Annotated in this window: 16 protein-coding genes and 1 pseudogene; 12 read left to right on the forward strand and 5 right to left on the reverse strand. The window is 43.4% G+C overall.

The window, feature by feature from the left end; genetic code table 11:
- Window positions 1–11: 11 nt before the first annotated feature.
- Together HMPREF9010_RS03950 and HMPREF9010_RS03945 are read left to right on the forward strand one after the other, a co-directional pair.
- A complete protein-coding gene (locus HMPREF9010_RS03950; RefSeq protein WP_004304648.1) occupies window positions 12–1,280 on the forward strand; it encodes a ComEC/Rec2 family competence protein in 1,269 nt (422 codons plus the stop codon).
- Entirely contained in the window at window positions 1,280–3,292 is a 2,013-nt protein-coding gene (locus HMPREF9010_RS03945) for a DUF5689 domain-containing protein (RefSeq protein WP_008651002.1), read from the forward strand. Before HMPREF9010_RS03950 ends, HMPREF9010_RS03945 begins: the two co-directional genes overlap by 1 nt.
- Window positions 3,293–3,429: 137 nt before the next feature.
- On the opposite strand, the gene HMPREF9010_RS03940 is transcribed toward HMPREF9010_RS03945, so the two are convergent.
- The 5 genes from HMPREF9010_RS03940 to HMPREF9010_RS03920 form a co-directional block, all read right to left on the reverse strand.
- Window positions 3,430–3,876, reverse strand: a complete 447-nt coding sequence (locus HMPREF9010_RS03940; protein ID WP_004301870.1) for a hypothetical protein — start codon at window positions 3,874–3,876, stop codon at window positions 3,430–3,432.
- Between the two features lie 60 nt (window positions 3,877–3,936).
- Window positions 3,937–5,043, reverse strand: a complete 1,107-nt coding sequence (locus HMPREF9010_RS03935; RefSeq protein WP_004304650.1) for a DUF6340 family protein — start codon at window positions 5,041–5,043, stop codon at window positions 3,937–3,939.
- Between the two features lie 174 nt (window positions 5,044–5,217).
- Entirely contained in the window at window positions 5,218–8,535 is a 3,318-nt protein-coding gene (secA, locus tag HMPREF9010_RS03930) for a preprotein translocase subunit SecA (RefSeq protein ID WP_004301872.1), read from the reverse strand.
- Between the two features lie 196 nt (window positions 8,536–8,731).
- The gene (locus HMPREF9010_RS03925; protein ID WP_004301873.1) at window positions 8,732–10,306 is read right to left on the reverse strand and encodes an alkaline phosphatase family protein; all 1,575 of its coding nucleotides are present in this window, start codon (window positions 10,304–10,306) and stop codon (window positions 8,732–8,734) included.
- Window positions 10,306–11,493 carry a DUF4105 domain-containing protein gene (locus HMPREF9010_RS03920; RefSeq protein ID WP_008651003.1) on the reverse strand — a complete coding sequence of 396 codons (1,188 nt, stop codon included), beginning with the start codon at window positions 11,491–11,493 and terminating at the stop codon, window positions 10,306–10,308. The genes HMPREF9010_RS03925 and HMPREF9010_RS03920 overlap by 1 nt, the downstream gene beginning before the upstream one ends.
- A 386-nt stretch (window positions 11,494–11,879) precedes the next feature.
- Between HMPREF9010_RS03920 and HMPREF9010_RS03915 the strand changes: the two genes are divergently transcribed.
- From HMPREF9010_RS03915 to pdxA, 10 genes and pseudogenes are all read left to right on the forward strand, one after another.
- The gene (locus HMPREF9010_RS03915; protein WP_004325018.1) at window positions 11,880–12,668 is read left to right on the forward strand and encodes a type III pantothenate kinase; all 789 of its coding nucleotides are present in this window, start codon (window positions 11,880–11,882) and stop codon (window positions 12,666–12,668) included.
- Window positions 12,655–13,968 carry an OmpP1/FadL family transporter gene (locus HMPREF9010_RS03910; RefSeq protein WP_004309811.1) on the forward strand — a complete coding sequence of 438 codons (1,314 nt, stop codon included), beginning with the start codon at window positions 12,655–12,657 and terminating at the stop codon, window positions 13,966–13,968. Before HMPREF9010_RS03915 ends, HMPREF9010_RS03910 begins: the two co-directional genes overlap by 14 nt.
- Window positions 13,969–14,025: 57 nt before the next feature.
- Complete coding sequence (locus HMPREF9010_RS03905) at window positions 14,026–15,351, forward strand: hypothetical protein (RefSeq protein ID WP_008651006.1); 1,326 nt, start codon at window positions 14,026–14,028, stop codon at window positions 15,349–15,351.
- A gap of 43 nt (window positions 15,352–15,394) precedes the next feature.
- Window positions 15,395–16,009, forward strand: coding sequence for an LPS export ABC transporter periplasmic protein LptC (gene lptC, locus HMPREF9010_RS03900; protein ID WP_004304659.1), 615 nt, complete (start codon window positions 15,395–15,397; stop codon window positions 16,007–16,009).
- Between the two features lie 3 nt (window positions 16,010–16,012).
- Window positions 16,013–17,269, forward strand: coding sequence for a hemolysin family protein (locus HMPREF9010_RS03895; protein WP_004304660.1), 1,257 nt, complete (start codon window positions 16,013–16,015; stop codon window positions 17,267–17,269).
- 119 nt (window positions 17,270–17,388) lie between these two features.
- Window positions 17,389–19,530 carry a peptidylprolyl isomerase gene (locus tag HMPREF9010_RS03890; protein WP_008651007.1) on the forward strand — a complete coding sequence of 714 codons (2,142 nt, stop codon included), beginning with the start codon at window positions 17,389–17,391 and terminating at the stop codon, window positions 19,528–19,530.
- A gap of 210 nt (window positions 19,531–19,740) precedes the next feature.
- Window positions 19,741–23,093: pseudogene (locus HMPREF9010_RS03885) on the forward strand (DUF4062 domain-containing protein).
- A 103-nt stretch (window positions 23,094–23,196) separates the two neighbouring features.
- Window positions 23,197–24,231 (forward strand): 23S rRNA (adenine(2503)-C(2))-methyltransferase RlmN, encoded by a 1,035-nt coding sequence (gene rlmN / locus HMPREF9010_RS03880; protein WP_008017001.1) that lies wholly within the window; start codon window positions 23,197–23,199, stop codon window positions 24,229–24,231.
- An 18-nt stretch (window positions 24,232–24,249) separates the two neighbouring features.
- Window positions 24,250–25,290 carry a DUF4837 family protein gene (locus tag HMPREF9010_RS03875; RefSeq protein ID WP_004309802.1) on the forward strand — a complete coding sequence of 347 codons (1,041 nt, stop codon included), beginning with the start codon at window positions 24,250–24,252 and terminating at the stop codon, window positions 25,288–25,290.
- Window positions 25,291–25,294: 4 nt separating this feature from the next.
- Complete coding sequence (pdxA, locus tag HMPREF9010_RS03870) at window positions 25,295–26,389, forward strand: 4-hydroxythreonine-4-phosphate dehydrogenase PdxA (protein WP_008651008.1); 1,095 nt, start codon at window positions 25,295–25,297, stop codon at window positions 26,387–26,389.
- The last annotated feature ends 7 nt before the right edge of the window (window positions 26,390–26,396 follow it).

The following is a 26,396-nucleotide window of genomic DNA, read 5'->3' on the forward strand; positions in this document are numbered from 1 at the left end:
AGAATAATATAATGAATAGCAAGATATTTTTTTTAGGAGCCATCATGTTGCTGCCTACATTCGCAAGTTGCCAACAAGAAAAGCCTTTTCCTGATGATGCAGTAGATAAAGTGTATGAATACCTTCCGGAGTGGCAGGCAGGTTATTTGGATATTCATCAGATTAGTACCGGAAGAGGTAATGCAGCCTATCTTATTTTTCCGGATGGGACTACCATGTTATTGGATGCAGGAGATTTAGGAGTACATTCAGGCACACAGGAAATTATGAAAGCAGTGCCTAATGATTCTAAGCGGCCTGCCGAATGGATTGCTCAATATATAAAACATTTCTCATTGCCATTAAAAAATAACGGAGCACTTGATTATGCCTTGCTCACTCACTTTGATACGGACCATATCGGACAGAATGGAAAACTGGCAATCGAAAAAGTAGGACTGGATTACAAACTTACCGGAATCACTCATGTTGGTAATCTTCTCAATATTTCCACTTTGATAGATCGTGGTTATCCTACTTATGATTATCCGACAGCAGCTAAAGTCTCTGGTGCTCATATCTCAAACTATAAATTATATGTTGCCGCTCGTGACAGGGAAGGTAAAAAGAATGAGGGATTTGTAATAGGAAGCAATAGTCAGATCAAACTCTTGAAAGATCCGGGCTCTTATCCTACATTCGAAGTACGTAATATCGTGGGTAATGGTAAAATTTGGACAGGTAGCGGAACAACAGCCAAAGAGCTTGTGCCTTCTACAGCCTCTTCAAGTGAACAGTTGAACGAAAACCGTTGCAGTTGTGGAATTCGTATCACATACGGTAATTTTGATTATTTCTCCGCAGGAGATATTCTGGGCGTAGAAAAAGCACCGGAATGGTTTGATATAGAAACGCCGGTAGCCAGATTGCTCGGTGAGACGGATGTGGTTGTTGCCAATCATCACGCTTATTCTGATGCTATGTGCGATACCTACATTTCCCAAGTGAAACCACAAGTCTATGTAATTCCCGTATGGGATTACTATCACCCTCAACCGGCAACGTTGAGCCGGATGCTGTCTCAAACTCTTTATCCTGGTGAACGGTCGGTTTTTGCTGCCGGTATGGTAGACAGTAACAGGAGCAGACTGGGTGAAGACGGCTTGAAGATAAAGCCTGCCGGACATGTTGTTACGCGTGTTTATCCGGGTGGAGAGAAGTTTCAGATCTTTGTATTAAATGATCGGAATGAAGCTTATGAGATACTATATAAAACAGGTGAGATTAAATCTAATAATTGATGAACATGAAAATTAAAGATTCAATAGTCTGGACAGCTTTTCTGGCTGTGATGGCAATCATAATGTTTCCGTCATGCTCTGACGAACATGAAGCCGTTATATTGGAAATAACAAATAATGAGATTATTCTTCAGGCGGAAGGTGATCCGGTTCAGGTGGAGGTGAAGTCCAATACCGAGTGGCGAATTGATTTTGTAGAATCAACCTGGTTCTCTACGGATATACGTGGAGCCCAGTCATCAAGAACTTATTTCACTGTGACTTATGATGAGAATATCAGTGATTCCGAACGTTTCTGTGATATTCGTGTGTTTACGAAAGATGGTAAGACTGCGGATGTAATCAAGATAAAACAATTATCCCGTTATCCATTTATTGTTCCTGCCAGTGATAAGATGGAGCTGTTTACTAAAGGAGGTGAATATGAAATGGAAATCTCTACCAATGTGCCCGAAACGGATATCGTTATTACGCCAACGGTGAACTGGGTGCAGGAGTATAGGATAAGTGATGGAAAGCTTTATTTTAATACGGAAACAAATTCGCAATCACCCCGTACAGGAAGTATTGTGTTGAGTTATGACGATCAGTACCAGCGTAAGGTCACGGCTACCATTAATCTCTCGCAAGCATATTCTGAATATGCGAATGCGGAACTTGTCAGTTATCCAACCGTACATGGTTATGCTGTCGGTGGAATTACTAACAATGTATATGTTGAAGGAACCATCGTAGCCAATGGCACTTCGAAGAACTTCCCGAGCAATCGCTATGTCATTCAGAATGAGGCAGGAGAGACAGTTGTGTTTGAGTCCGAATCTTTAATTACGTTTGCACAATTTGCCAAAGTGTCATTGTGTCTGAAAGATGGAATGATAAGAGAAGAATCAGAGGGTAGCTTTACTTATAGACTGATTAGCGGTATCACTGCTGCCCACGTAATCAGCTCGGAACTTTCTACCTTCACAATTCCTGAAAGAACGATTGCTGAACTTACGGATAATATGGTATTTAGTCTTGTGACCCTGAAAGATGTCGAGATTGCATCTCCGGTAGGTGCATTCACTAATTTCAAGACTACTGACCCGGGAGCTGCCGATCGTAAGATTAATAAAAACTATTGGGTAGAAAAGTTCCCTGCATATTACAGATACTATCCGACCTGTATAAGAGATAAAAACGGTTCTAATACATATATGCTTACTGCGTTTGAAGCTCCTTATGCTCACGAAACACTTCCTAAAGGTTCGGGAAGCATAACAGGAATGGTGGCGAAAGTGAAACTTACAAATTTCGACATCTCTGAAAGCCGGTTATGTATTCTTCCGCTTAACAGAGAAGATATTAACATCAGTGATATAAACGAGATCACTTCTGTGCTTGTAGAATGGGATTGTAATGTACCCGATTGGAAAGAAATAGGCTCTTTTACTTTTACGGATTACCATCCTACGGGTGGCGAGGCATCGCAGGCGAATGCTCTTCTTAGCAAAGACGGAAATAAATATTTCCAGCAAACCTATGCAGACTACATTCTGGGATTCCAGGATGATTTCAGAGGAGATGTTAACCTTAACACGACCGATGGATACTATGGTCGTATGCGAGGCGGTGCTTTTAATAGTAAACCGTGGTCTACAAGTTCATATTTCTACGTAGACAAAATATCGACAGTAGGTATTTCTACATCCTTGTCTCTTCAGGTTGAAATGAATGCAAGTTGGGGAGGTGGCCCTGTTGCAGTGGTTGAATATGCTTATTCGATGAATGGTGAATGGATTAAAGTAGATAATTCAGAGTTTACCATTCTGGGACAGTTTGATAGAACGGCTGCAGGTGGACAGACGGAGAAGAACATTCCTGGTTATAAAGTCTATGACTTTAAGTTGCCGGATGCCTTATTGAACCGTGATAATATTTGCATCAGATTGCGACCGGTCAGACTCCCGGCAGGGGTATCCAGCTTCATGCCGCTTAGACTTGCTAATATCTCAATCAAATACAACAAATAATCAATAGGGAATATATATAAAATAATCGGAAGCAATAAAGGACATATCCTGATTGCTTCCGATTATCTTTTTATATGTGGATCTTGAACGATCTCTATTCAAAAAGAACGATATCTTATTTCTCCAACAATTCTTCTTTATTTTTCCAACAAATCCTTTAAGAAGTCGTCCAACTCCTTATCCAACCCTTTCAGCAATTCATCATTCACCAGTATGGTATCGTCGTCAATCAACAGCAATTCTGCTACGGTTTCTTTCTCTTCATCTACCAAAACGAAAGAATAAGGTTTCAGAATAGTCACTTTGTCGAAATCTCCGGCATCCTTCATTCTGCAAAGAATGTTGCGAAGAGAAGGTTCCACGTTTTCAAGGAAATCATCCCCTTCATAAGTAGCCCATTCTTCGATCATGATGTTTGCCAGTTCTTCATCATCATCGTTGTAAATATTAAGTTGTCCCGATGCCTGATCCGGTTGGAGATGGATATCGGTTACAACTGTTTGTTCACAGCTACATACATATTTAGCGACTGCCTTTTGGATAGCCGATTCGATAATAGATAATGATTGTTGGCTCAATTTCATGGGTTCCTTCTTTTTATAAGTTCAAAGGTATAAAAAAATAAGATTTGATACACAATTTCCTTAAAAATCATCATTAAATCGGCTCATTTGCAATTTTAACTTGGGTAATTGAGCATTTCTCTCCTTTAGTTCAGCTAAATACAAAGTAGTAAGATAATAATTCGGCACATCATCAATGGTAGCTTGAGGGCTATCTGTGATGTTCTTTTTATCTATTTTTTTAGCTAGTTGTTGTGCCTTTTCTGCCCATTCTTCTGCTTTAGCCAAACTATCTTTCATTTCGTAGTAAACAGCAATGTTGAGAGCTGCCCGCATTTTTTTCTTTTGGTTCTTGGTACCTTCGAAAGCCTGACGCCAAAGTTCGTATGCGTCGTCCCATGAATTTTCGCGTACATAAATGGCAGCGTCACGCATAGGAACCGAACCACCAGTATAAAGATACCGTGTTCCTTTTTTCCAAATAGGGACAATATTTTTCACCGGAACCGTTCCTGCGAATGCTGCCGCTTCTTCCAGCATCTGCTTGTCGGGAATCATGCGAGTGGCGGCTTCTATGGCTGTACCTCCAAACTCTTCCCAAAAAATGCTATCATTAGGATGGAGCGTAGTCATCGGTCTGCTGCGTTCGGGAAGATAAACTTTCACCGTGGGATAAACTTTCACGTCTACTGCTCCTTGAAAGCAGTTGAACTCATCCAGATAGCGGACAGTCTTTGTTGCTTTGAGTTGCAGGTTTTCCAGCGCAATAATAAAGTCCACTCCCAAGTTAGAAGCCAGTTGACGCACTTCCTCCTGGCTCAATGTACTTTCGCGGGCCAGTTTATCATTGGCGCGTAAGGCAGAATCACAGATAACCACCTCATCGAAGTAGTTCTGCTGTGCTATTTCTTCTGCCAGTGATTCAGTGGCTGTCTTAGGATCTCCATTGGCATAAGCTGTTGCACGACTTATCAATGGTGTACCTTCTTTAATTTTTTCAGTCTCTGTTATCAGTTTATTATCCGGGGCGTCGCTGGTGTTATTCACAATAGCTACTTTCCGGAGTTGCGGAGGAAAGCTCAAGTCGGCAGGTTGCAGATAATCAATGGGGATCTGTTCCAGACTCTGACAGCTACCCAGAGTCAGCAGGAATAAAACGATGAAAACCAGTGAATAAGATTTTGCCATAGTTTTGTTCTATTTAGTAATTTGAACAAAAGTACAACTTTGGAAGAATAAAAGAAAGTCTCAAACAGTTTTTAACCGTTTGAGACTTTCTTTTATAAGTTGAATATAGAGAGACTATGCCATAAAGCACATTACCCTACAATTTCCAACCTTTAATTTTTAATTATTAATTAATCAAAGGTTCTTTCCGTGGCAGTTTTTATACTTTTTCCCGCTTCCGCATGGACAAGGATCGTTACGACCTACTGTCTTCTCTGCACGAATCGGTTCACGTTTCTGCTGTTCACGAGTATCCTGACTTGCAGCAGCCTGCTGGTTCGGATCACTCAAATTTTCTTTGTTTTCGCGATACTTGCTCATATCCTGGCGTTGTTCGGGAGCAGCCTGACGCACTTCTACACGGCGTGCAGCTGATTCATCCGGAGCTTCCTGTACAGGAATTTGTCCACGCATCAAAATAGATATAGTCTGGTTATTGATCTTGTTCACCATAGCGTCAAACAAAGTCACAGATTCCAGTTTATAAATCAATAGCGGGTCTTTCTGCTCGTAGCTTGCATTCTGTACGGAATGTTTCAGTTCGTCCAGTTCGCGCAAGTTTTCTTTCCATGCTTCGTCGATTACGTGGAGCAAGATTGATTTCTCGAACGACTTCACCACTTCTTTAGATTCCGATTCGTAAGCCGCTTTCAGGTTACAAGAGATATTATACATCCGTTTACCGTCTGTAATAGGAATCAGGATGTTTTCGTACATGTGTCCCTGGTTTTCATATACCTGTTTGATAACCGGGTTAGCGATCTGTGCCAGACGTTCAGTTTTGCGTTTGAAGTTATCCATCGCAATGTTGAAAGTCTTTTCGGCCAACTTTTCTTTTTTCTCGTTACGGAATTCTTCTTCAGTGAACGGAGTTTCCATTGCTAATGTCTGAAGCAGTTCCATTTGGCAGCCTTCATAATCATTGTTTTCGATAGCATTGGCACAACGGTCCCAGATCATGTTCACGATGTCCATACCGATACGTTCACCCATCAAAGCGTGGCGACGTTTGGTGTAAACCACTGTACGTTGCTTGTTCATTACGTCGTCATATTCCAACAGACGTTTACGAATACCGAAGTTGTTTTCTTCCACTTTCTTCTGTGCACGTTCGATAGAATTGGAAATCATCTTGTGCTCGATCATTTCGCCTTCCTGGAAACCAAGTTTGTCCATTACGCTGGCAATACGGTCAGAAGAGAACAGACGCATCAAATCGTCTTCCAGTGATACGAAGAATACAGAAGAACCCGGGTCACCCTGACGTCCTGCACGACCACGCAACTGGCGGTCTACACGACGGGATTCGTGACGTTCCGTACCGATAATTGCCAAACCGCCCGCAGCCTTCACTTCCGGACTTAACTTGATGTCGGTACCACGACCAGCCATATTGGTAGCAATGGTTACTGTTCCGCTTAAACCGGCGGTAGCAACGATGTCCGCTTCTTTCTGGTGCAGTTTGGCGTTCAATACCTTGTGCTCAATCTTACGCATGGTAAGCATCTTGCTCAACATTTCGGAGATTTCTACCGAAGTAGTACCCACCAATACCGGACGTCCTGCTTGAACCAATTTTTCGATTTCCTCGATAACAGCTTTATACTTTTCGCGTTTCGTCTTGTAAACGCGGTCGTTCATATCCTTTCTTGCAATCGGACGGTTGGTCGGGATCACGACTACGTCCAATTTGTAGATATCCCAAAGTTCGCCTGCTTCCGTTTCAGCAGTACCGGTCATACCGGACAGTTTGTGATACATACGGAAGTAGTTTTGCAAAGTAATTGTTGCAAAGGTCTGCGTAGCAGCTTCCACTTTCACACGTTCCTTGGCTTCGATAGCCTGGTGCAATCCGTCAGAGTAGCGGCGACCTTCCATGATACGGCCTGTCTGCTCGTCTACGATCTTCACCTGTCCGTCGATCACTACATATTCATCATCTTTCTCGAACATGGTGTAAGCCTTCAACAGCTGGTTGATGGTGTGTACACGTTCCGATTTGATGGCATAGTTTGTCAGAAGTTCATCTTTCTTTTCAAGCAGTTGTTCGTTGGTCAGATTCAGGTTTTCCAATTCCGAAAGTTGTCCGGCGATGTCCGGAAGCACGAATAATGTCGGGTCTTCAGAGTTACCGGTAATCAGGTCTACACCCTTATCTGTCAGGTCTACGCTATTCAGTTTTTCGTCAATTACGAAGTACAGCGGATCAGTCACTTCATGCATACGCTTGTTGTTCTGTTCCATGTAGATCTCTTCCGTCTTGAGCATACCTGCCTTGATACCCTGTTCACTAAGGAACTTAATCAAAGCCTTGTTTTTCGGCAATGCCTTGTGGCTGCGGTATAAAGCGAGGAATCCTTCTTCCACCTCTTTCTTATCGTTGGATGCGATCAGTTTTTTTGCTTCGGAAAGATATTTGGTAGCCAGTACCTTTTGTGCCTCTACCAGACGTTCCACTAGCGGACGGAGTTGCTCGAACAACTGGTCATCGCCTTTGGGTACAGGACCGGAGATAATCAACGGAGTACGTGCGTCGTCAATCAATACCGAGTCGACCTCATCGACGATGGCATAATTGTGCTGACGTTGTACAAGGTCTTTCGGGCTGATAGCCATGTTGTCACGCAGATAGTCGAAACCGAATTCGTTGTTTGTACCGAAAGTAATATCCGCCAGATACGCCTGACGACGTGCGTCGGAGTTCGGCTGATGACGGTCGATACAATCTACGCTTAAACCGTGGAACATGTAAAGAGGACCCATCCATTCGGAGTCACGTTTGGCGAGGTAATCATTCACGGTAACCACGTGCACACCGTTTCCGGTTAGTGCGTTGAGGAATACCGGGAGTGTAGCCACCAATGTTTTACCTTCACCGGTTGCCATTTCCGCAATCTTACCTTTATGCAGAACGACACCACCAAAGAGCTGTACATCGTAGTGAACCATGTTCCACAATGTGTCGTTACCACCGGCTACCCAGTGATTCTGATAGATGGCCTTGTCGCCTTCGATGCGTACGAAATCTTTTGTAGCAGCCAGTTGACGGTCGAAGTCGGTAGCCGTTACGACGATTTCTTCATTTTCTGTAAAACGTTTGGCAGTAGCCTTTACGATAGAAAAAGCAACAGGCAGTACTTCGTCCAGTGCTTTTTCATATTTTTCCAGAATTTCTTTTTCTGTCTTATCGATTTGTGCGAAGACTTCTTCGCGGTCTTCCAGTTCGAGAGTTTCAATGCTTGCCTTCAACTCTTCCACCTTCGCACGTTCAGCAGTAGCCGATTCATGGATATATTTTTTGAGTTCTTCCGTTTTGGCACGGAGGGCGTCGTTGTCTAGTTTTTCAATCTCCGGGTAAGCAGCTTTGATCTTTTCCACCCAGGGCTTGATTTCTTTCATGTCTCGTGTGGATTTGTTTCCGAAAACCGAGCTTAAAAATTCATTAAATCCCATGTTATATTATTTAGTTTATTATTTATCTTTTTCTTATTGCAGGTCACATTCATCCGGATAGATTTTCTCATTCCTCACACAGATTCAAGAAAGAAATCTGTGTGAATCGATCGATTATGTGACGAATAATCTCCGCAAAGTTACATTAAAATGCTGATTTATTTATGTTTTGCTCCCTGTTTTTGTGAGTAAATTTTTACCGCAGGTCGGTAATAGGAGCAGAAGTACAGGCGTTGGGAGCCCGGATGCGCATAAAATGTGCCAGTGTAGGCGCAATATGGTCGATGGTTACAGGTGTCTGGATAATGGCCGGTTTCACGGAATGTCCCATGAAAATCAGCGGTGAGGGAATATAGGAATGACGTACCACCTTGTTGTCGCCACCGTTTTCGTTGACGATAGTCCATCCGGGGAGGACATCGATTACGAGGTCACCCGAACGTTTGCGGTGGTAGCCGTTACGTATTTTGTAGATTTCCGGAGTCCATGAACCCAGCAATAGCCGGTTAGCCGAATAGGCTTCGTTCACTCCGCTGAACTGCATCAGGAATTCTGCTGACTTTTGTTGGATCTCTGCCAGATTCAGTTCTTTCTTTTCCAATAACTTATGATTCAGATAAATCTGCTGGTTATGGTGAGCTTCCACATACTTTCCTTCGCCATACGTAGCCATCAGGTACATATTCAATAGAGCCGCACAACGGTTGAGGTAAAACTCTCCGCCGGGCACTTTGTACAATCCCGAATCAGGCGATTCGCTGTCTATATATCCGGTGGAAGTGACGAAAATAAGCACATTTTGCAGTCCTACTTTCTTATCAAGAACTTCGAGCAGGTCGGCAATGCTGCGGTCAAGACGCACGTAGGTGTCTTGTATTTCCATGGCACATTCCTGTACGGATTTGTGCGCATAGTTCCCAGCATAGTAAGTGAGTGCCAATAAGTCAGTAATGTCATCCATGCCGATGGAGCTTTTGTTCAATGCTTCTTCGGCAAGCGCATTCACTTCATCATTCACAAAAGGGCTGGCGATGAAGCGGCGGTATTTATTACTGCGGTCATCATCGAATTTATATTTGAAGAGCATATCCCGCCAATCTGGCAGGAAAGTGTACATGCCCCGCGGAAATATGGGTTCCCATGTCATACCGGCAATACGGAAATCAATCGCTTGACGGTCGTTATATTGGCTTGCCCACCACGGAAACTCTCCATAATAGGTGGTTCCACTCCATTTTCCGGTGTTGGGATTGAGCCAGAAAGCTGCATTTCCGGCATGTCCGGCTGCAAAAAGTGCGGCATCGCAATCAGGTGCAATGGCATATACGAGTCCTTTGCCTTGTGTCGCTATTTTAAGCTCGTCGGCAATGGTTGAAGTCAGTAGTTTGGTGGGGGCGACAGTCTGGTCGGTGTAATACCCCATAAATGCCGTGTCGTCTGTGCTGTTGACGGGGCGAAGGGTAGAGGCATCCATCCAGCGTTGAGAAATAATTCCGTTCATGGAAGGCGTCGTACCGCTATAAATAGCCGCTATGGCAGAAGCGCGGTCTATACCGCAGAAGGTATATTCGGCGTTATGGAACACTCTTCCCTCTTTCCAAAGACGTTTGAAGCCTTTCTCGCCGTAGAGTGACGAAAATGCTTCCAGATAGTCCGTACGTAATTGGTCAATCGTCAGCCCTACCACTAATTTAGGGGCGGCAGGCAGTGACTGGGCTTGTAGCCCGGTGAAAGTCAGTACGGTGATGAGGGAAGTTAGTAGTCCTTTCATTATTTCTTTTTAGATGTCACAATCAGATTGCTCGCTGAACGTATCAGCAAAACGAGTGCCAAAGGTACAACAGCAAAGTCAAATCTTTGCGGAATTACAGGAAAAAGCACTATAAAAAGTGTTAAAACTGCCAGATTCAGGGTTAAATACCAACATTTCTTCCCTTTTCGGACACAATATATAATGTATGGCAAGAAAAGAAGTTGTCCCGGATGGAATACCAATAATAGGAAATTGGAGCTGACTGCCGGGTGTTGGGAGAAGAGCGCGAGAAATGCAAGGACACATCCCACAATACCTGCTATCCCAAAAAGGAAGAGGTCGATTCCCCATAATCCGGTTCTCCGGCGGATTCCATAGATGGTGGCGGCGGTTGTCAATATAAATAAGAGTAAGGTGCATTGAAGCGGAGTAGGCATCCAGCCGCTTTCATCCGGTTCGGGAGTGGCATCGACTACCAGCTCGTTGGCCGTTATGAGTGGACGCTGGATAGAATCGCTTTTAATTTGTGCACCGTCGAAAGCATCCATCAGGTAGAAAGGGGCAAACATCATCTGACGTTGTGTGATGGGCTGGTCGGCTTCACTTCCGATACAGAGATCAATGCCGAAACGTGCCCATGGATGTCCTTTGCAATACTGATGTACAATGTCGCGGAAAGTGAGGGAGCCATCCTGTGGTTCTGCGGGATAAATCACTTTTCCTGCAATGCTTTCTTCTATCTTGTCCCGGGGGCGGGTAGCACAATTGTCGTAAAAGAAATTATAACGGTATACCCGGTTTTCCGGACGATAATTTTCTTGTAATAACCGGATTAGTTCTGTCTTTTCTTCATCGGTCAGATTCAGCGTTTGCTGCCATACGCTGCGTCCGAAAAATGCGTATTCAGCTGCAAAACGTTCATAATCCGTTGCTCCCAGTTGGTAGTCTGTTTCTCCGAGCGAGAAGCGGAAGATGAAGTTGGGAGTGTTGAAACTGAACAGTCCGTAGTTGAATACAATGTCAATCCCTTGTGAAGGATTTTCGTAACGGATGGCAGTGTGTCCGAATAGGGAATATATTTCCTCTCCGGGGGCACAAGTCAACAGACTCAAACGGATGGAGTCGTTGTTGTTGGCAGATGCTTGTCCGGTGGGCAGAAGCAACAGGAAGAAGGAGAGGATGGTGTATGAGAAAAACCGTTTCATTAGCTGGTTCGTTTTATTTCGGTGGCAAATATAGAAAGAATAGTTGGATTCGGGAAAACGGAGCCTCTATTTTATCAGAATAAAGGCTCTATATGGCTTAAACAGAGGCGCTGTTTTCTTTAAATGGAGCCTCTGTTTGGGTGAAATAATGTTTCTGCTTGAACGGAAAATCGGTTACAAAATAGTGGAACACTTTTTGGAACGCTGTTTTTCTCTTGTAATCTGTTGCTTATTAGTTGTTTATGATGTAATAAAAAAAGACTGCCGAACGCAAAGTGGAATACATAATAAACAATAAAAGATAATTGATCTATTTAAAAATAGATAGTTCGATTTTTTTGTTTTTGGGGATTTCTAAAATGAAAAAAGAAGATAATTCCTCTTCTATGCTTCAACTTTTCTTTTTTTACTTTACCTTTGCGCCCGCTAAAGAACCAAAAGATTTGAATTTAATAATCGACATAGGAAATACAAAGGCAAAGATTGCTTTCTTCGACGGCGGAGAAATCGTGGATATAGTAGCTGAATCCAATCAATCGCTGGGTTGCTTGAAGGCTTTTTGTTCCAAATATCCGGTTGAACAGGGGATTGTGGCTACTGTCATTGATTTAAGCGAAAAGGTATTAGCTGATTTGGCAGCTTTGCCGTTTCCTTTGCTCTGGCTCAATCATCAGACTCCGCTTCCGGTTGTCAACCTGTACGAAACTCCCGAAACATTGGGATATGATCGTATGGCTGCCGTAGTGGGTGCTAATGAGCAGTTTCCTCATCGGGATATATTGGTGATTGATGCGGGAACTTGCATTACTTATGAGTTTATTGACTCAAAAGGTCAGTATCATGGCGGTAATATTTCTCCCGGTATGCAGATGCGTTTCAAAGCACTTCATCAGTTTACAGGACGTTTGCCTCTGGTAGACACCAACGGGCGCAAACTCCCGATGGGACGGGACACCGAAACGGCTATACGTGCCGGAGTGATGAAAGGGATGGAATACGAAATTTCAGGTTATATTGAGTCTATGAAGCATAAATATCCTGAACTTTTGGTTTTTTTAACGGGTGGAGATGATTTTTCTTTTGATAGCAGCGTAAAAAGTATCATCTTTGCAGATAGATTTTTAGTGTTGAAAGGATTAAATAGAATTTTAAACTATAATAATGGTAGGATTTAAACACACACTTTGTGCGCTTTTGCTCACGATGGTTACCGGAACGGCAATCGCTCAAAATAATACAAACTCTCCTTATACACGATATGGCTATGGCGACTTGTCCGATCAGAGTTTCGGTAACAGCAGGGCGATGGGGGGAATTGCTTTTGGACTTCGGGATGGAGCACAGATCAATCCGCTGAATCCTGCTTCGTATACAGCCATTGACTCATTGACATTCCTCTTTGAAGGAGGTGTCAGTCTGCAAAATATGAATATTAGCGGTAGCGGTGTGAAACTGAACGCTAAAAACTCCAGTTTTGACTATCTGGCTATGCAATTTCGTTTGCATCCGAGGATAGCGATGAGTATCGGATTATTGCCGTTCTCCAATGTGGGATATTCAGTGTCGGATACACAGGCTGCAACAGATCCTACTACCGGTAATACGGCTGATTATGCCAGAAGCTATACCGGAGATGGAGGTTTGCATCAATTATATGCCGGAGTGGGAGTGAAAGTGCTCAAAAACCTTTCGGTAGGTGTGAATGCTTCTTATTTCTGGGGAGATATTAATCGGACACGTGTCCTTTATTTCCCAAGTGTATCAGGTGCTTATAATTATAATCACCAGTCGGTTGCGTCAGTGTCGAGCTATAAACTTGATTTTGGAGCACAATATACATTCGATATTAATAAAAAACATTCAGTGACAATTGGAGCTATATATTCTCCGAAGTTGAAACTGGGTAATGACTATAGTGTAACGACACAAATGGTTTCAAATTCTACGGGTACAGCGGTTTCTACTACAACATTGAAACCGGATGCAACGTTTGAAGTTCCTAATACATTTGGCGCCGGATTTACATATAACTATGACAAACGCCTGACTGTTGGTCTGGATTATAGTTTGCAACAATGGTCAAAAACGAAATTTGACGTAAATACATCAGATGAAGCTGTACGTGAGGATTTTAATGAAACATATACGTATTGCGATCGTCATAAAATATCAGTGGGTGCGGAATACATTCCTAATTTGATGGGACGTTCCTATTTATCCCATATTAAATACCGTCTGGGAGCTTATTATACGACTCCGTATTATAAGATCGGCGGCAAAGAGGCTACCCGTGAATATGGCGTAACTGCCGGTTTCGGTCTGCCTGTGCCTCGTTCCCGTTCCATTCTTAGCATCAGCGGACAATTTGTCCGTATCAGTGGACAGGAATCGGCTTTTGTAAATGAAAACATCTTCCGCGTGAGCATCGGATTGACGTTCAACGAACGTTGGTTCTTCAAACGCAGAGTGGAGTAATGAGATGAATGTAAGAAAGAATAGACGACTTATAATAACAACTAAAATTTAGATACAATGAAAATTAAAACGCTTGTGGCTATGTTGTTCCTTTCGGCAGGAGCAACCACTGTGGTAGCACAGGATGCGTCTAACTGTAACTCGAACAGTAGTATCTCGCATGAAGCTGTGCGTGCTGGTAATTTTAAAGATGCGTATACTCCTTGGAAAGCTGTGTTGGAAAACTGTCCGACGCTTCGTTTCTATACCTTTACTGACGGATATAAGATTCTGAAAGGCTTGATGGGACAAATCAAGGATCGGAATAATGCAGATTATCAGAAATATTTTAATGAACTGATGAATACGCATGACTTGCGTATTAAATACACAGATGAGTTTCTAGCTAAAGGTACAAAAGTGTCTTCTGCCGACGAAGCTCTGGGTATCAAAGCAGTAGATTATATCGCTTTTGCTCCGAAGATTGATGTGAATCAGGCTTATCAATGGTTGAGTCAGTCTGTAAATGCAGTGAAAGGCGAATCGGCAGGTGCGACTATCTTCTATTTCCTGCAAATGTCTTTGGATAAACTGAAAACGGATCCGAATCATAAAGAACAGTTCATTCAGGACTATCTGGCTGCTTCTGAATATGTAGACGCTGCTATTGCTGCTGAAGCCAGCGAAGCAAAGAAGAAACCTTTGCTGGGTATCAAGGATAACTTAGTGGCTTTGTTTGTAAACAGTGGAACAGCTGATTGCGAATCACTGCAAAACATCTATGGACCGAAAGTAGAAGCTAACCAGACTGACTTGGCTTACTTGAAGAAAGTTATCGACATCATGAAAATGATGAAATGTACTGAAAGCGAAGCTTATTTGCAAGCATCTTACTATGCTTACAAGATGGAACCGACAGCAGAAGCTGCTACCGGATGTGCTTATCAGGCATTTAAGAAAGGTGATATTGACGGTGCTGTGAAATTCTTTGACGAAGCAGTGAACCTGGAAACAGACAATGTGAAGAAAGCTGAAAAAGCATACGCTGCCGCAGCAGTATTGGCTTCTGCCAAAAAGCTGTCTCAAGCAAGAACATATTGCCAGAAAGCAATTGGTTTTAACGAAAACTACGGTGCTCCATACATCCTGATTGCTAATCTTTATGCAATGAGTCCCAACTGGAGCGACGAACCTGCTTTGAACAAATGTACTTACTTTGCAGTGATTGACAAACTGCAACGTGCAAAACAAGTGGATCCGAGCGTAGCTGAAGAAGCTAACAAATTGATCGGTAGATATTCTGGTCATACTCCGCAAGCTAAAGACCTATTTATGTTAGGTTACAAGCAAGGCGACCGCATCACTATCGGCGGTTGGATAGGAGAGACTACAACGATTAGATAAATGTATGTTGCGAAAACGAAGAAACCGTTTATTGCATAAAAGCATGAGCATAACAATCACCTTCGGGGTGATTGTTATGCTTCTTTTATTATCTTCCTGTGGCGGAAAGAAGAAAGCTATGGGTGAGGCTATCACGGAACGTGATTCCCTTCCGATGATGACAACATTGGGAGTCACCACCCTTATCTCCGATTCCGGAGTGACACGCTACAGAGTGAATACGGAAGAATGGTCGGTGTACGACCGTAAGAAACCATCCTATTGGGCCTTTGAGAAGGGCGTATATCTGGAACAGTTCGACTCTATCTTTCATATAGAAGCCAGTATCAAAGCGGATACTGCCTACTATTATGACAAAGAAAGGCTTTGGAAGCTGATAGGGAACGTAGATATACAGAACCGGAAAGGAGAGCGTTTTAATACGGAACTGCTGTACTGGAACGAAGCTACCCAAAAGGTATATTCCGACAAGTTTATACGTATTCAACAACCGGACAGAATTATTACAGGGCATGGATTCGACTCGAACCAGCAAATGACCATATATACCATCCATAATATCGAAGGTATTTTCTATGTGGATGAGGAAGCAGGTGGTCCGCCCCAACCGGAAACAAAAGCGCTGCCGGATTCAGTGCGAAAAGATTCTGTGAAATAAACTATGAATATTTATATCTCTCTAATTATCACCATGGTCTTCTCCGCCTTCTTTTCAGGAATGGAGATTGCCTTTGTGTCGGTAGACAAACTGCGTTTTGAGATGGAACGCAAGGGGGGAATTACATCCCGCATTCTTTCCATCTTCTTCAAGAACCCGAATGAATTTATCTCTACCATGTTGGTGGGGAATAATATCGCCCTGGTCATCTATGGTATCCTGATGGCACAGATTATCGGCGACAATCTGCTGGCGGGATTCATTGATAATCATTTTCTGATGGTGTTGGCGCAGACCGTTATTTCTACCCTTATTATTCTGGTGACCGGAGAGTTTCTGCCGAAAACAATCTTCAAAATCAATCCCAATCTGGTCTTGAATGTTTTTGCCATTCCACTGATTATTTGTTACGTCATTCTATATCCTATTTCTAAACTGGCTTCCGGTTTGTCTTGTTTATTCCTTCGTGTCTTTGGAATGAAGATTAACAAGGATGCATCCGACAGAGCGTTTGGAAAAGTCGACTTGGACTACTTCGTGCAAAGCAGTATTGATAATGCCGAGAATGAGGAGGAACTGGATACGGAAGTGAAAATCTTTCAGAATGCTTTGGATTTCTCGAACATAAAAATCCGCGACTGTATCGTTCCGCGTACCGAAGTGGTGGCTGTTGATCTGACAACTTCGCTGGACGAGTTGAAAAGCCGCTTCATCGAATCCGGAATTTCCAAGATCATTGTGTACGATGGAAATATCGACAATGTGGTGGGTTATATTCATTCGTCGGAAATGTTTCGTGCTCCGAAAAACTGGCATGAGAATGTGAAGCAAGTGCCGATTGTGCCCGAAACCATGTCCGCCAATAAACTGATGAAGCTCTTTATGCAGCAAAAGAAAACGATTGCCGTAGTGGTGGATGAGTTTGGCGGTACGTCCGGTATTGTATCTCTGGAAGATCTGGTAGAAGAAATATTTGGAGATATAGAAGATGAGCACGATAATACTTCCTATATCAGCAAGCAGATTGATGAACGCGAGTATGTGTTGTCCGCCCGCTTGGAGATAGAAAAAGTCAATGAGACGTTCGGACTCGATTTGCCCGAATCGGACGATTATCTGACGGTAGGAGGACTGATTCTGAACCAATATCAGAGTTTTCCGAAGCTGCATGAAGTGGTGCGGGTGGGACGTTATCAATTCAAGATAATTAAGGTCACAGCGACAAAAATAGAACTCGTGCGATTAAAAGTCTTGGAATAATGACGATAATCAAGAAATTTTTAGCCAATAAATAGATGCATATTAGCATTTTTTGTATCTTCGTGCGCTAAAACGACAAAAGAAAGAAATAATAATAAACATAAATCGTATTAATCAAAATGGCAACGTTACAAAACATTAGGTCGAAAGGACCTCTATTGGTGATTGTTATCGGCTTGGCGCTGTTTGCTTTCATTGCGGGTGACGCATGGAAGGTGATGCAGCCGCATCAGGCACATGACGTAGGTGAGGTGAACGGAGACGCTCTTTCCGCTCAAGAGTATCAGAATTTGGTAGAAGAATATACCGAAGTGGTGAAACTCATGCGTGGGGTGACCGCCTTGAATGACGAACAAACCAATCAGGTGCGCGATGAAGTATGGCGTTCCTACGTAAACAATAAACTGATCGAAAAAGAAGCAAAAGCACTGGGACTGACTGTTTCTGCTGCTGAAATCCAGGACATCCTGAAAGCAGGCGTTCATCCTTTGTTGAGACAAACTCCTTTCCAGAATCCGCAAACAGGAAACTTCGACAAGGATATGTTGAACAAGTTCCTCGTGGAATATGCCAAGATGAGCGAATCACAAATGCCGGCACAGTATGCTGAACAATACAATAACATGTATAAATACTGGTCTTTCATTCAGAAAACTCTGATCGAGAGCCGTCTGGCAGAAAAGTATCAGGCATTGGTGTCTAAAGCTCTTCTTTCCAATCCGGTGGAAGCACAGGACGCTTTCGATGCAAGAGTGAACCAGTACAACGTGTTGATGGCTGGTATTCCTTACTCTTCTGTAGTGGACTCTACAATCGTAGTGAAAGAATCGGAACTGAAAGACTTGTATAACAAGAAGAAAGAACAATTCAAGCAATATCAGGAAACTCGTGACATCAAGTACATTGATGTACAAGTGACTGCAAGTGCTGAAGACAGAGCTGCTATCCAGAAAGAAGTAGACGAAGCTACTGCACAGTTGGCTACTACTACGGATGATTATACTTCTTTTATCCGTTCGGTTGGCTCGGAAGCTCCTTATGTGGACTTGTTCTATAACAAGACAGCTTTCCCGTCAGACGTAGTTGCACGTTTGGACTCTGCTTCTGTTGGTGCTATTTATGGTCCTTACTATAACGGAGCCGACAATACAATCAACTCTTTCAAAATTGTAGCTAAAGCTGCTGCTGCCGATTCTGTCGAATTCCGTCAGATTCAGGTATACGCAGAAGATGCTTTGAAGACAAAGACCTTGGCTGACAGTATCTACAACGCGATCAAAGGTGGCGCTAACTTTGCTGATCTGGCAAAGAAATATGGTCAGACTGGTGATGCAAACTGGCTAACTTCTGCACAGTACGAAGGTGCACAGATAGACGGCGATAACCTGAAATTCATCTCTGCTATCAACAATACAGGTGTGAACGAATTGGTAAACTTGCCGATGGGACAAGCAAACGTAATTCTTCAGGTAACGAACAAGAAATCTGTAAAAGACAAATATAAAGTAGCTGTTATCAAGCGTGAAGTAGAGTTCAGCAAAGAAACTTACAACCGTGCTTATAATGATTTCAGTCAGTTTATCGCAGCTAATCCTAGTGTAGAAAAGATGGTAGCTAACGCTGAAGAAGCCGGTTACAGACTGCTCGACAGAATGGACTTGAGTAGCTCTGAACATAACATCGGTGGTGTGAGAGGTACAAAAGAGGCTTTGAGATGGACATTTGATAAAGCAAAACCGGGTGATGTTTCCGGCTTGTACGAATGTGGCGAAAGCGATCACATGATGGTAGTAGGTCTGGTAGGCATTAAGCCGGAAGGATATCGTCCGTTGAAAGCAGTACAGGATCAGTTGAGAGCTGAAATCGTGAAAGACAAGAAAGCTGAAAAGATCATGGCTGACATGAAAGCTGCCAATGCAACTTCATTCAACCAGTACAAAGAGATGACTAATGCAGTCAGCGACTCTTTGAAGATGGTTACTTTTGCAGCTCCTGCTTATGTATCAGCATTGCGTAGCAGCGAACCGTTGGTAGGTGCTTATGCTTCTGTTGCTCCAGAAAATCAGTTGAGTGCTCCTATTAAAGGTAACGCCGGAGTATTTGTATTGCAAGTATACGGTAGAGACAAGTTGAACGAAACATTCGACGCAAAAGCTGAAGAAGCTACGCTGACTAACATGCACGCACGTTTTGCCAGCCGTCTGATGAATGATTTGTATCTGAAAGCAAACGTAAAAGATACACGCTTCTTGTTCTTCTAAACAAGTAGCAAGTAATAGATATTAGGCACGGATTACACGGATTTACGCGGTTTAAACTTATGAGGGAACCGCGAAACCCGTGTAATCCGTGCCTTTTTTGTGGTCGTTTTTTTGTTTATGGTCTTTGTTATCTGATTAAATTTCCATATCTTGCCAATCTTTATCAATTGGCTTTGCGAAATACTTCATTAACTAATACGAATCTATATTATGACTAAACAACTAGCCCAGTATTCAGTTCCCGCTGAAAATTCACGTGTTATCCGTGTATTCCTTTCGTCAACGTTCAGAGACATGGAGATGGAACGTTCTGCATTAGTCAAACTCTTTAAGGGTTTGCAAGTGAAGGCTGCCAGCCGTGGTGCCACCATTTCATTGGTTGATTTGCGTTGGGGAATCACAGAAGAAGATGCAAAAAGCGGCAAGGTTGTTGAAATATGCCTGAAAGAGATCGTTAACTCCCGGCCTTTCTTCATTGGTATGGTAGGCGACCGCTATGGATGGTGTCCCAGTTATGAAGATTTATCTCAAACTCTCAATGACAGCTTGGAATATCGTTGGATAGAAGATGACTTGAATCACCATTTGAGTGTGACGGAAATTGAAATGCAGTTTGGTGTACTGCGCAATCCCAATCCGTTACATGCCTATTTTTATATAAAACAGTCGGCAGATGATGAACTGTCTTGCCCTGAAGAGGAGTCTCTTAAACTGAAACGTCTGAAAGAGAGTGTTTTGCAACAGGATCGTTATCCTGTGCAAGAGTATGATTCGCCCGATCAGTTGTGTAACCTTGTGGAAGCTGCTTTCACGGAATTGCTTGAACGGGAGTTTCCGGATGTACTGACCGTTGAAGATAATCAAGCATTGCAAGAACAACTGACGCGCAATGAACTCTTATTCAACTATCACCCAATACCTGAAGCAGATCAGGCGTTTGCTGATTTTTTGGCGGCGGATGAACAGCGGTGTCTGGTGGTAACGGGCGGTTGCGGTCTTGGCAAGAGCGCTTTGTTGGCTCATTGGAGCGATTTGGTGAACAATGATATGCCGATGATTCCCATCTATCATCGCTTGGATAGTACTACATTGTCTTCTTATCCGGAAACGTTGGCGAGAATGTTAGCTTCCAAATGCCAGAACGCACTCAAGCATCAATCTTTGGGTGAAGAAAATTTGTTCGCGGCGGAAGTTTCAAAAGAACTGGACTCGACCCAAAGCACTGCCAAATCCATCATGGACGCCGTGAAAAACTCGGTTTTGATGGGAGATGCTGGCTTGAACACTTTTTCAGGGAACACACTTCGAAACCTCAAGGAGATTGAAGAGGATTTGAATTCTATCCAAAAGTTCAGTCAGTTGTGGAGCGCGCTGGGTGCATCAAGATATCCTATCATTCTGTTGATTGATGACATCAGTTATCTGAATCCGACTGAAGCATCCCTGTTTTCTTTATTTGCATCTATTCCCCCGAATGTGAAAGTCGTGTTGAGCTTTTCGGCGTCATCCACTGCTTACCTGCCCTTTGTTCAGAATGGCTACGCTCATTTCCAGTTGAATGGCTTTTCACAGGCGGATGCCAAGTCGTTCTCAAAGCAATATTTGTCTACTTACTCCAAGGCTTTGTCTGCACAGCAGGAAGATATTCTTGCTTCGTGGGTGCTGGCTAAACAACCGCGCTGTTTAAGTGTATTGCTCAACGAGCTGGTTTCGTTCGGTCAGTACGATGCTCTCAATGAATATATGCGTGGATATTGTCGGCTCAATGAGGTTGGGCAATTCTATGACAGTGTGCTACGGCGTTTGTCGGCTGATTATGGTTTCGAAGAGATTGGAAGAACGCTTCTGATGCTTTCACTTACTTTAGAAGGATTTACCGAAGATGAAGTGAAGAGCATGGCAGACATTAATCAGATACTTTGGTCGCAGTTGAGAGTGGAAATGAGCAGCTGGCTCACCAACAAAGGAGGACGATATTGCATTGGTGACACACAAATGGTAGAGGCGATCGAACGCTATTTCGCTCAAGATGACGAATGTATAGATGATAGTCGCCATGAAATTATTTCCGCTCTGCTGGATGAGGAAGAAATCCTTTCCCATCCGTTGACTTTTGCCGATTATAACTATCGCATGAAACAGTTCTGCTACCATGATTCGTATCGCTATAAAGTGGAGATTACCTATCAATGCTATAAGATGCAAGAATGGGATATATTGAAGGATTGGATTTGTGATGTGGAGATTTTCGAGATTCTGTATCGCACGAATCGTTCTTTGTTGGAAGATAGCTGGAAAGCGATCATGAACGACAATCCTGAAGTTACGCCTGAAGTCTATGCCGAATTGGACTTTGATGAGATCGATTCTTTTTTAATTCCTGTTATTGCTAATGATATGGCTACTTTCTTGAGCAGTTCTTTCCATCTGACGAAGGCGGCAGCTGCTGTGAGTGAGAAGAGTATGGAAGGTGCTGCTATGCCACTCATTGCCAAGTCGGTATTGAAGATGAATGAGGGATGCCGATATGCCCGTAATGAAGAATACGAAACGGCATGCGACTGTTTCCTGAAAGCATTGGTGATGCAGGAAAACATTGTACCGACTCCGGAACTGGAGATTGCCAACACCTGCCGAAATCTAGCTCTGGCATATTACTACAATGAGCAATACAATGAAGCAGTGATCTATCTGAATAGGGCGCTTGATTATCATGCAGCTTCTGCTGACGAGAAGAGTCAGGCAGAAGTCATTGAACTTTCCGAATATCTGGCTTATTGTGATTACTATAAGGATGAGGAAGAGAGTGCTGCCGAGAAATTCCGGAAAGTTGCTGAAATGCACGAGTCATTGAATGGCAGACTGTCCGGTGGAGTGGCTAAATGCTTGCGTATGCAGGGTAAATGTCTTTATTATATCAAACAATACGATGAAGCATGGATGCTGATGAATCAGGCGTTGGACATTGCTATACAGATAGATAATAAAAACAGATCGTCGCTTGTCATAAACAGTTGTATTATCTATGCAGGGAATTCAAACGGATGATGGATGAACGTGGCGATGAGCAGGCGTCTACTTTATTCTTCCGTGAGTCTCTTCTGCACGAAATGTATTTCAGCGAAAAACCGCGCCTGGCCGAACTGACTGTCCGCTACGAGGCATTGAGATGTGATATTATGCAGCAGTATTACATGAATAAAGACTATGATAACGTGATTCGTATTGCAACGTCTTTGGATATTCACGATGATGCTGACCCTAATGTTTCCTGTCTGGTATATTATTACAAAGCACAGGCTTATGTGAAGTTGGAGAATTATCCAATGGCGAAAGAGGCTTTCTTCAGAGAGTTCGAACTGCGAAAGAAGTATCTGGGATGGGAGGAAGAAGATACGATTCTGGCTTGTCAAAACTTAGGGGTTTTGCACAGCTTTTGTAATGAACGGGAAGAGGCGCTGGCTTGTTTCCGTGAGGCGTACGGTTATGAAGTGGAAAAGAATGGCGAGGACTCTGAAATGGCGCAAAAGCTACTTCAATATATCAGCGTGGTTGAATCATAACAGAGGCATACTTCCCTTTTTTGTTAACTTTTACATTCCCACTATACGGAAATCGACTTTATTTCCTTACATTTGCAGATATAAACTATCAACAGAAAGAAGAATGTCTAAATATCCCCTTTTAGGAATGACTCTTGTAGAGCTTCAATCATTGACAAAAAGACTGGGTATGCCCGGCTTTGCTGCTAAGCAGATTGCATCCTGGCTTTACGAAAAGAAGGTGGCCTCGATTGATGATATGACTAATTTGTCATTGAAACACCGGGAGTTGCTTAAGCAGAACTATGAGGTGGGAGCGGAAGCTCCGGTAGATGAAATGCGCTCTGTAGATGGTACGGTGAAGTATCTTTATAAAGTGGGTGAGAACCATTTTGTAGAGTCGGTTTATATACCGGATGATGACCGGGCAACGCTGTGCGTGTCGTCACAAGTAGGCTGCAAGATGAACTGTAAGTTCTGTATGACCGGCAAACAGGGATATACCGCTAACCTGACCGCCAGCCAGATCATGAACCAGATTCATTCGCTGCCGGAACGGGACAAACTGACTAATGTCGTAATGATGGGAATGGGCGAGCCGCTCGATAACCTGGATGAGGTATTGAAGGCATTGGAACTACTGACCGCTACCTACGGTTACGCATGGAGTCCGAAGCGTATCACGCTTTCTACTGTCGGGCTACGGAAAGGATTGCAGCGTTTTATCGAAGAAAATGACTGCCACCTTGCCATCAGCCTTCACTCTCCGCTGACCGTTCAGCGTGCTGAATTAATGCCGGCGGAAAAGGCGTTTTCAATCACCGAAATGGTGGAACTGTTAAAAAACTATGATTTTAGTAAACAACGTCGACTTTCGTTTGAATATATTGTTTTTAAAGGGCTCAATGATTCGCAGGTCTATGCCAAAGAGTTGCTGAAACTTCTTCGCGGGCTGGATTGCAGGGTGAATCTGATTCGTTTTCATGCCATACCGGGGGTAGACCTCGAGGGGGCGGACATGGATACGATGACCCGTTTTCGTGATTATCTGACGTCACACGGACTTTTCACCACTATCCGTTCATCCAGGGGCGAAGATATTTTTGCCGCTTGCGGTATGCTGTCGACAGCGAAACAGGAGAAAAATAATGAAAGTTAATATATAAAACCGAACATCATGAAAAAGTACTCTTTTATTTTATGCATCGCTTTGGTAGCCTTTGTCGTTGCATCTTGTGGTCTGAAAGGAAATCACACCTCTAGTGGTCGTGCTTACGAGCTTTTGGTTGTAGTAGATCACGGTGTTTGGGATCGTGCTGCCGGAAGGGCTTTACATGATGCGCTCGATGCTGATATGCCCGGTTTGCCGCAGTCGGAACCTTCTTTCCGGATTATGTATACTTCGCCGAAAGATTATGATTCTACGCTGAAGTTGATACGTAACATTATTATTGTAGATATACAGGATATATATACGAAAGCCTCGTTCAAATATGCGAAGGACGTGTATGCCAATCCGCAGATGATATTGACTATCCAGGCTCCGAACGAAGAAGAGTTTGAGAAGTTTGTGGAAGAGAACAAAAAGACGATTGTCGACTTCTTTACCCGTGCGGAAATGAACCGTCAGATTACGTTTCTAGAAGGGAAACACAGTAATTTCATTTCGCAGAAAGTGGACAGTTTGTTCGGATGCGACATCTGGGTGGATGCCGAACTGGCTAATTCAAAGACCGGGGATGATTTCTTCTGGGCTTCTACCAACACAGGTACTGCCGACCGTAACTTTGTGATGTACTCTTATCCGTACACTGACAAGGATACGTTTACCAAAGAATATTTTGTGCACAAACGTGACTCCGTGATGAAAGCCAATATCCCCGGATTCAAGGAGGGCGTTTATATGTCGACCGATAGTTTGCTGACCGATGTCCGTCCGATCAATGTACAGAACAGCTACACAATGGAAGCACGTGGCCTGTGGCGTATGAAGGGCGACTTTATGGGTGGCCCGTATGTATCTCATACTCGTCTGGACGAGAAAAACCAACGAATTATTACAGCAGAAATATTTGTTTATTCACCTGATAAAATGAAACGCAACCTGGTACGCCAGATGGAAGCATCTCTGTATACACTGAAACTTCCGAATGAAGTTCAGCAGAAGCAGATTCCATTGGGAGAAGCATCTAAGGAAGCGGAACAAACTAATAAATAAAAACATGGAAGATAACAAGATAAGGATAGGTATCACCCAAGGAGATATTAACGGGGTGGGCTATGAGGTGATTCTTAAGACATTTTCCGACCCTACAATGTTGGAACTATGTACTCCGATCATTTATGGCTCACCGAAAGTAGCGGCTTATCATCGCAAAGCGCTGGATATACAGGCCAATTTTAGCATTGTCAACTCTGCTACCGAAGCGGGGTACAACCGTTTGAGCGTGGTGAACTGTACGGAAGATGAGGTGAAAGTGGAATTTTCCAAACCCGACCCTGAAGCCGGTAAAGCTGCGCTGGGGGCTTTGGAACGTGCCATCGAAGAATATCGCGAAGGGTTGATAGACGTTATCGTAACAGCTCCGATCAACAAACATACGATTCAGTCGGAAGAGTTCTCCTTCCCCGGACATACGGAATATATCGAAGAACGTCTGGGCAATGGTGATAAGTCATTGATGATTTTGATGAAGAATGACTTCCGGGTGGCTTTGGCGACGACACATATCCCTGTTAGAGAGATCGCGACTACGATTACCAAAGAACTGATTCAGGAGAAACTGATGATATTCCATCGTTGCCTGAAACAGGATTTCGGTATCGGCGCTCCGCGTATTGCGGTGCTCTCTCTCAATCCTCATGCCGGAGACGGTGGTTTGTTGGGAATGGAAGAGCAGGAAGTGATTATCCCTGCCATGAAAGAAATGGAAGAGAAAGGAATCCTTTGCTACGGTCCTTATGCGGCCGACGGCTTTATGGGTTCAGGCAATTATACTCATTTTGACGGTATCCTGGCGATGTATCACGATCAGGGGCTGGCTCCGTTCAAGGCCTTGGCTATGGAAGACGGGGTGAACTATACGGCAGGCCTGCCGGTAGTACGTACTTCTCCGGCTCATGGAACGGCATACGATATTGCAGGCAAGGGATTGGCTTGTGAAGATTCTTTCCGTCAGGCAATCTATGTTGCCATCGATGTGTTCCGTAATCGTCAGCGGGAAAAAGTGGCTCGTGCCAATCCGTTGCGTAAACAGTATTACGAGAAACGTGACGATAGTGATAAACTGAAGCTGGATACAGTAGACGAAGATTAAAAACGAG

It is taken from the genome of Bacteroides sp. 3_1_23 (genome assembly GCF_000162555.1).
GTDB lineage: Bacteria > Bacteroidota > Bacteroidia > Bacteroidales > Bacteroidaceae > Bacteroides > Bacteroides ovatus.